Annotated in this window: 1 pseudogene; it reads left to right on the plus strand. The window is 58.7% G+C overall.

Annotation, left to right across the window (positions count from 1 at the left end):
• Positions 1-271, plus strand: a pseudogene (locus FQ668_RS27535) (DNA mismatch repair protein MutS); the annotation flags it as partial.

Here is a 271-nt window from a genome sequence, read left to right on the forward strand (position 1 = left end):
CTACAATGCCGAGCTCGACCAGTTCCGGGAGATTTTAAGGGACGGGAGAGGCTGGATAAGCCGGCTGGAGGGGGCGGAGAGGGAGAGGACGGGGATAAGATCGCTGAAGATAGCCTTCAATAATGTCTTCGGCTACTACATCGAGGTCTCACGGGCTAACCTGCACCTGGTTCCCCAGGATTACATCCGCAAGCAGACCCTGACCAACGGGGAGCGATTTGTCACCCCGGAGCTGAAAGTGATGGAGTCCCGCGTCCTCTCCGCCCAGGAG

It is taken from the genome of Pseudomonas sp. Kh14 (assembly GCF_900291005.1).
Classification (GTDB): domain Bacteria; phylum Pseudomonadota; class Gammaproteobacteria; order Pseudomonadales; family Pseudomonadaceae; genus Aquipseudomonas; species Aquipseudomonas alloputida.